A 6,863-nucleotide genomic window follows, 5' to 3' on the forward strand; every position below is an offset into this window, starting at 1 on the left:
ATCTGCTTAATATTAAAGATTTCCATATTTAAAGCTTGTATTTTATCAACTCAGTGCTGCTGGGTCATTTTTTCCTACTTAGTCTAAACTCCAGAACAAAGCCCCGCCGATAATTCATGCCGTACTGAAAAAATCATATTACAATAAAATGCCAAAAACCTGGTCGAGGTTGACCAGGTTTTATCGAGTTTACAGGTTTCAAATTTTAAACTAATTAACTAACTGAAGGTTAATAACTAGGGTGGACTAAAAAACTAACAAAGTCAGCATTCTTGCGTTTTTCCGCTTTAGGATTTGGCTTTGCCTTCTACATTAGGCTTTTTGCCACTTTTATCACATTTGATATGCTGAAATTTGCTTGGGCTGATGACAAGGGGACACTAAGTCATTGACCCTTTGGTTTGGTTTTATTTTGTTTGGTGTCCTACTATCTAAATTATCACTTACACTTGTGAGTTGCAACCCTTGGTTTACGAAAGTTGATGTTTTGTTAGATTTTGCAATCTAGAGCCATAAATTTGATCCCCGGCCCTCTTTTGAAGAAAGTTAAAGGGATCTTGGATAGATTAAGCATAGTAACTAAACTACATTGTCATCAATTCCACATAATTGGATTGTCATCCAGATGGTCGGTGACAATACGGCCAATGGCATCTATTTCTGCCAATTCGGCTGTAGAAAGCTTGATTTGGGCGACTAATGCATTATCTCGTGCTTGTTCGGGATAACGCCCGCCGGCGATCGCATTTGTTTGAGGTTGAGCAATTAACCAGGCTAAAGCTAACTGAGCAAGGGTACAATCATGAAGAAGGGCTATAGGACGCAGTTTTTCTAGCGCTTGTTGGGCACGTTCAAAGTTTTGGCCTTGAAACAGTTTATTTCTAGCACGGTTATCTGTTGGGTCAAATTTATGACCGAGAGCAAATCTTCCTGTTAACAACCCCTGCGCTAAAGGCGAATAAGCAAGGATAGAAATATTGTTTTCGATACAATACAGCAATGCATCTTGTTCTACCTGTCTCCAGAATAAAGAATAGGGTGGTTGTAAACTATCAATACGTCCATAACTTGCTGCTTCTGCTAACTGGACGCTAGAAAAATTGGAAACACCGATCGCTCGAATTTTACCTTGCTCTTTGAGCAGGTTAAGAGCTTTCATAGTTTCTTCGATAGGTACTATTTCACTATTGAAAGCACCGGAGGGCCAATGTATTTGGTAAAGATCGATGTAATCAGTTTTCAGGTTAGTTAAGGAACGATCGCAAGCTTCAATCACTTGTTTATACTTTAGATGATTAGCAAAAACTTTCGTGGCATACTGCACATAAGTTCGCACATCAGATAAAGCTTCAGCAACAATTCGCTCAGAGTGCCCTTCACCATAAGCTTCAGCAGTATCAATTGTCGTGATCCCAGCTTCATAAGCTGCTCGAATAGTTTTAATCGAGTCAGCATCCTCAATTCCTACCCACATCCTTTTACCAGCTTGCCAAGTTCCCATCAGAATGGGCGTGATTTTGACTTCACTTGTACCTAGTATTCGCTTTTCCATAACTGCTTCCTAATTCATTTCCTTAGACAGGTTCATACTTTATCAGTCTTAGCTTTAAATTAAATCAGAGTTACAGTAGATGCCGATGGAATTGACTACAACTTTTCATGCTCTCAAAGAATGGGCAGTTGCCATAAATGCCTTGGAAAGTGGCAATACAATTATGTTGCTCCGCAAAGGCGGTATCCACGAACGAAATGGACATTTCCAAGTTGCTCACAAGCAAATTCTGCTTTATCCAACTTATGAACATCAACAAGCTTTCATGTTGAAAGCTGAATATGCCAATAATGTGTATCCAGTAACATCAGGCTGGCATCCTGAAACAGTTCGCATTGGTAGTTGGGCTGAAATTACAGATATTTTGCCCTGTAGTGACGAATCTATTGTCAACAACTTACTTCCCTTCCATATTTGGAACGAGCATTTTATTAGCGATCGCCTCAAATGGAAAGCACGTCAGCCCCTTTATATCCTCCTCCTACGGACATATAAACTACCGCAACAAGAAATTCCCTATTATGCCAAATACGCTGGCTGCAAGTCATGGATTGATTTAGATCGAGAAATTCAGTTGCAAACAGCACAACCGGTTTTATCTAACTTTGCATACACCCAACTAGTAGAGACAATTCGCCAGATTGTCGGCGATAAGTTGTATGCTCCATCCTTCTAATAACCCAACTTGTTGCCTAAATCCCCGACTTTTTAAAGAAGTCGGGGATTTAAATTTAGCTTGTAGATAAATACGAAATTGTTTCTCGTCATCAAACGGACGATTGTATACAACCAACATCAAAATAGATTTTATATTGTTTGCTCAGAGTGTTTAATCAACGAAACTTTATAACTAACTTCTAGAATCTACGCTTATATATCTCAGCAGAAAAACAAATAGTCTGATTCCGAGCCTCAGCCAAAATAGTAGTGATTGTTACACACGATCGCAAAAAACGCGGATAACATGAGAAAAATCTCACCCAATAAATAAGGTGAGCCAAGGCTGTTTATCTTTATGTCCCGTTAGCAGCTGTCTTCCAGGCTATGAGTTATTAAGCAATTATCTCGCAGTGGATAGAACTTAATTACATTTTGTCTAAAGTATTAGGCAAAAATTATCCCCAAGGGTGATAATTAGCTTGACAAAGATCAGCTATTATGCATTATTAGCTAAAAGCAAAGGAGTTTGCAATGCATCGACAAATGTGCTGGTTATCTAAGTCTGGTGGTGATGGAGAGAAAGTTTTGTATTTGCAGACAGAACCTAATCAACCTTGGCGTCCTTACACAGCTTTTGGACATTTTACAGTCCCAGATTATCAAATACCAGGTGGCTCTAAAGGTTGGGCAACTTATCAAAAACTTTTGAAAGCAGGTTGGACACTAGTACCTAGCGCACGGGCAAACGAGTTTGGTAGCAGCAGCTACGCAGAGTCAACAATCCAAAATCAATAGTCATTTATCATTTGTCATTTGTCATTTGTCATTAGTTATTTTTTGCGTCCCCGCGTCTTCCTCACAAACCTCTGGGGGAACCTTCACCGCGAGGATCGGCGGCTCCTTCTAAAATTCCATCAGATGTAACAGCGATCGCGTTACCATTACCCCAAGGAGTAGTTTCTTTAATTTTCTGCCCCCGACGGCGTAAGTCTTGCAAAGTCAGAGCATCCAAGCCCCAGGATTCAACGCGCAACTCATCTGGCAGCCATTGATGATGTATGCGTGGAACAGAAATAGCTGCACCAACATCCATGTTGTATTCCAGCACATTCAGGATTACTTGCAAAACCTGGGTGATGATCGTGCTACCACCAGGCGCACCCGCCGCCATCCGAAAATGACCATTTTCTGTGACAATTGTGGGAGTCATACTGGATAGAGGAGTTTTGCGGGGTGCAATGCTGTTGGCATCGTTACCAACTAAACCAAAAGCATTAGGTACTCCTGGCGCAGCGGCAAAATCATCCATCTCATTGTTGAGAATAATTCCAGTTCCCGGTGTCACCACACCAGCACCAAAACTGAGATTAATGGTGAAAGTCAGACTGACGGCGTTATGTTCTTCATCCACAACATTCAGATGAGTGGTTTGGAGAGATTCATGCGGAAGACAAGAGGATGAAGGAAGACGCAGACATTTTGAATTTAAATCTCCTGGCTTGACTTCGGTGGAGGGTCGAGCCATTTGCATATTAATTTCTTGACGGCGTTTTTTGGCGTAAGCTGGACTGAGCAGTTCTTGCACAGGGACTTTGACAAAATCAGGATCGCCTAAATATTTTGAGCGATCGCTATAAGCAATCTTCATTGCTTCTACCATTAAATGTATGGCGTCTGGATGATGCCATCCCAAAGATTTGAGATCGGTGTCACCGATAATATTTAAAATCTGCAATAGGTGAACGCCTCCTGATGATGGTGGTGGCATTGAGCAAATTTTAGCTTTGCGGAAGTTGCCACAAACGGGAGTGCGCCAGATTGGTTTGTAGGCTTTCAAGTCTTCGAGAGAAATTAAACCACCATTTTTTACCATATCAGAAGCGATCGCCTGAGCAATACTTCCGGTGTAAAAACTTTGGGGATTTTCAGCAATTGCTGTTAAAGTGCGTGCCAAATCGCGCTGCACCAGTTTTTCCCTTGGTTGATAAAATTCACCATTGCGAGTGAAAATTTCTCGCGCTGCGGGATTCTTGAGAATTGCTTCCTGGCGCTGGTTGAGCCTATCTGTTAGCACATTGCCAAGAATAAAGCCATTTTTAGCGAGTGCGATCGCAGGTTTCATTACCTCTTGCCAAGAAAGCTTACCATAGCGACGATGCACTTCATAAAGTCCTGCTACCGTTCCTGGTGTCGCTACAGCCAAATAACCATTAATACTTGCATTCGGACGCACCTTTCCTTCTGCATCTAGATACATATTTCTTGTAGCTTTCAGGGGTGCGCGTTCGCGGAAATCTAGCGCTTTCATCTCGCCAGTTTTCTCAGAGTGCATCAGCAAAAATCCGCCGCCGCCAATTCCCGCGGAAAAAGGCTCAACTACAGAAAGTGCAAAGGTTGTGGCTACAGCTGCATCCACTGCATTACCCCCTTTGCGTAACATCAAAATTCCCGCCTCACTTGCTAGGGGATGGGCTGAAACCACCATTCCCTTCTTGCTGCGTAGGGGTAAAGTTAAGGCTGCTGATGCAACTTGGCTGTAAAGCAAGATGGTGAAAGAAAAAATTACGCTCGCAACTCGCTTGGGTTTAGCAACAGCAAGCTTTTTTATACCATTACTCATAAAAGCTTATATATATTTAGCATCTTGGTGTACTTAATTTATCAGATTTTGATTACCATTGTTTGCGTAGCTTGCCACCATAGACATCGCTCTCCTACCCGCGGTTGAACGATTACAGATATGAAGAGTATGCAAAGATTTTTTGAAAAGATAGACATCTAAGTAAATATTCGATATTTAATTATTGTCAAGTAATTTTGATATTTCCTATTTTCCAGATAGAAATTCAAGGGCGATGCTTACGGCGGCAAGCATCGCTGACAACGAATGCATAAAGATTTCCTGTTTTGTGCTGTCTCAAGTGTTCCTTACCTATTTTGAAACTAGTAAGACTTATGCGTTGACAAACCAACTAAATTTTGTACAGTGCTTAAGACTTAGATAGTCCTTAATACTGGGATAGTAATGTTTGCAAGCGAATTAAAGGGGAAATCTTTAATGAACAATTTATGACTCTATCTAAAGACTGAATAAAGTATGCCGAAAGCTTCAACTTTTGGCAGATTATTTGTGCCATCAAACAGCACTAACTCGATTATTGACAACTAAAGTTACTGCAAAAATCGATTCAGGTAGGAAAAACTTATGGCAATTATCATTGGAACCAGCGGCAATGATACCCTACAGGGCGCTTTAAATTACAACGATTACTACGATACCCTAACTGGTGGCGGTGGCAAAGATATATTTTTTTTTGGTGACGACTCAAACTTCATTAATACGATCGCCGATTTTAGTGGATTAGATAAAGGAACAAACCCCACAGCAGCAGTCATTGCTGAAGTGGATACCCTAAATTTCCAGAACTATAGTGGCTTCACTGCCCAAAACTTGATCCTTACCCAGAATGGTAACAACCTGGAAATCAACTCTCAAAGGTCTAGCTTTGACAAAATCATTTTAGAAAACTTTGCCCTGTCCAACCTTGATAACCTTAGCAAATCCACTGGAGCCACTGTAGACTTAGGCAATATTCTGTTTTATGGGCAAACTACCATCACCGACAGCTTTGATGTCTTCAATGCTAACTCCACCCAAAACACTGTGTTTTTTCTAAACACAGTTACTTTCCTAAACGACCTAGACAACAATGTTAGTGGATTTGACAATTCAAATGATGTCATCAATGGTCAAGGGGGTGATGACTTTATTGAAGGCTTAAGTGGCAATGACATTTTGAGGGGTGGTGCAGGCAATAATACCATCAACGGTGGTGTTGGTGATGATACTTTAGATGCTAGCGGTTCATTAGGCAATAATCGGCTTTTTGGTGACGATGGCAATGATTCTCTAACAGCCTCTGGCAGCGACCAAAGCTTCACCTATTTCGGTAAAGAAGTCGACGATCGCTCTTTAGGCAATAATACCCTCAACGGTGGTGTTGGTGATGATACTTTGGATGCTAGCGGTTCATTAGGCAATAACCTTTTAGATGGTGGCGATGGCAATGATTCTCTCTCCATCTCTGGGAGTCAAATCAGTGCGGAGTACACACTGGATAACTCTCGCTCAGATGGTAATAACACCCTCAACGGTGGTGCTGGTGATGATACCTTAAGCGCTAGTGGATCATCAGGCGATAACCTACTTTTTGGAGGCGATGGCAATGATTTTCTAGACATCTATGGCTATATTTACCGAAATTTGGACTTTTCCTTCGACTCTCGCTCATCTGGCAAGAACCTCCTCTCTGGGGGCGATGGCAATGATACTCTAACAGCCTCTGGTGCCACTGGTAATAACACCCTCAACGGTGGTAATGGGGATGATAGCCTTATAGGTGGTGATGGTAAGGATAGCCTCACAGGCGGCGGTGGTAAGGATAAATTTGTTTACAAAGGCTTAAGCAAAGACAGGACTAATACTTTCACAGGCGACGACACAATTAATACTGGCACTCATACGATCGCCGATTTCGGTGGAGTAGGTAACGGAACCATTGGTGTCAAGTTAAGAAAATTAGAGTCTTGTCAAGTGGGTAAAATTCAATGGTTAAACTCAAAACAGTGGTGTTGATTTGAGTCATGAGTA

At 41.5% G+C, this 6,863-nt stretch carries 5 protein-coding genes; 3 read left to right on the plus strand and 2 right to left on the minus strand.

What is annotated here, in order from left to right:
• Window positions 1–595: 595 nt before the first annotated feature.
• Entirely contained in the window at window positions 596–1,552 is a 957-nt protein-coding gene (locus tag V7K45_RS19095) for an aldo/keto reductase (RefSeq protein WP_335006115.1), read from the minus strand.
• Window positions 1,553–1,631: 79 nt separating this feature from the next.
• Here V7K45_RS19095 and V7K45_RS19100 point away from each other — a divergent pair, with 79 nt between their 5' ends.
• Together V7K45_RS19100 and V7K45_RS19105 are read left to right on the plus strand one after the other, a co-directional pair.
• On the plus strand, window positions 1,632–2,228 hold the full coding sequence (locus V7K45_RS19100; protein ID WP_335006117.1) for a DUF1802 family protein: 597 nt from the start codon (window positions 1,632–1,634) through the stop codon (window positions 2,226–2,228).
• Window positions 2,229–2,743: 515 nt separating this feature from the next.
• Window positions 2,744–3,007 carry a hypothetical protein gene (locus V7K45_RS19105; protein ID WP_334895673.1) on the plus strand — a complete coding sequence of 88 codons (264 nt, stop codon included), beginning with the start codon at window positions 2,744–2,746 and terminating at the stop codon, window positions 3,005–3,007.
• A 61-nt stretch (window positions 3,008–3,068) separates the two neighbouring features.
• Here V7K45_RS19105 and ggt read toward each other — a convergent pair whose 3' ends face one another.
• Window positions 3,069–4,832 carry a gamma-glutamyltransferase gene (gene ggt, locus V7K45_RS19110; protein WP_335006119.1) on the minus strand — a complete coding sequence of 588 codons (1,764 nt, stop codon included), beginning with the start codon at window positions 4,830–4,832 and terminating at the stop codon, window positions 3,069–3,071.
• Window positions 4,833–5,417: 585 nt separating this feature from the next.
• On the opposite strand from ggt, the gene V7K45_RS19115 reads away from it, so the two are divergent.
• Complete coding sequence (locus tag V7K45_RS19115) at window positions 5,418–6,848, plus strand: calcium-binding protein (protein WP_335006121.1); 1,431 nt, start codon at window positions 5,418–5,420, stop codon at window positions 6,846–6,848.
• Window positions 6,849–6,863 lie beyond the last annotated feature (15 nt).

Source organism: Nostoc sp. (assembly GCF_036917375.1).
Taxonomy (GTDB): domain Bacteria; phylum Cyanobacteriota; class Cyanobacteriia; order Cyanobacteriales; family Nostocaceae; genus Nostoc.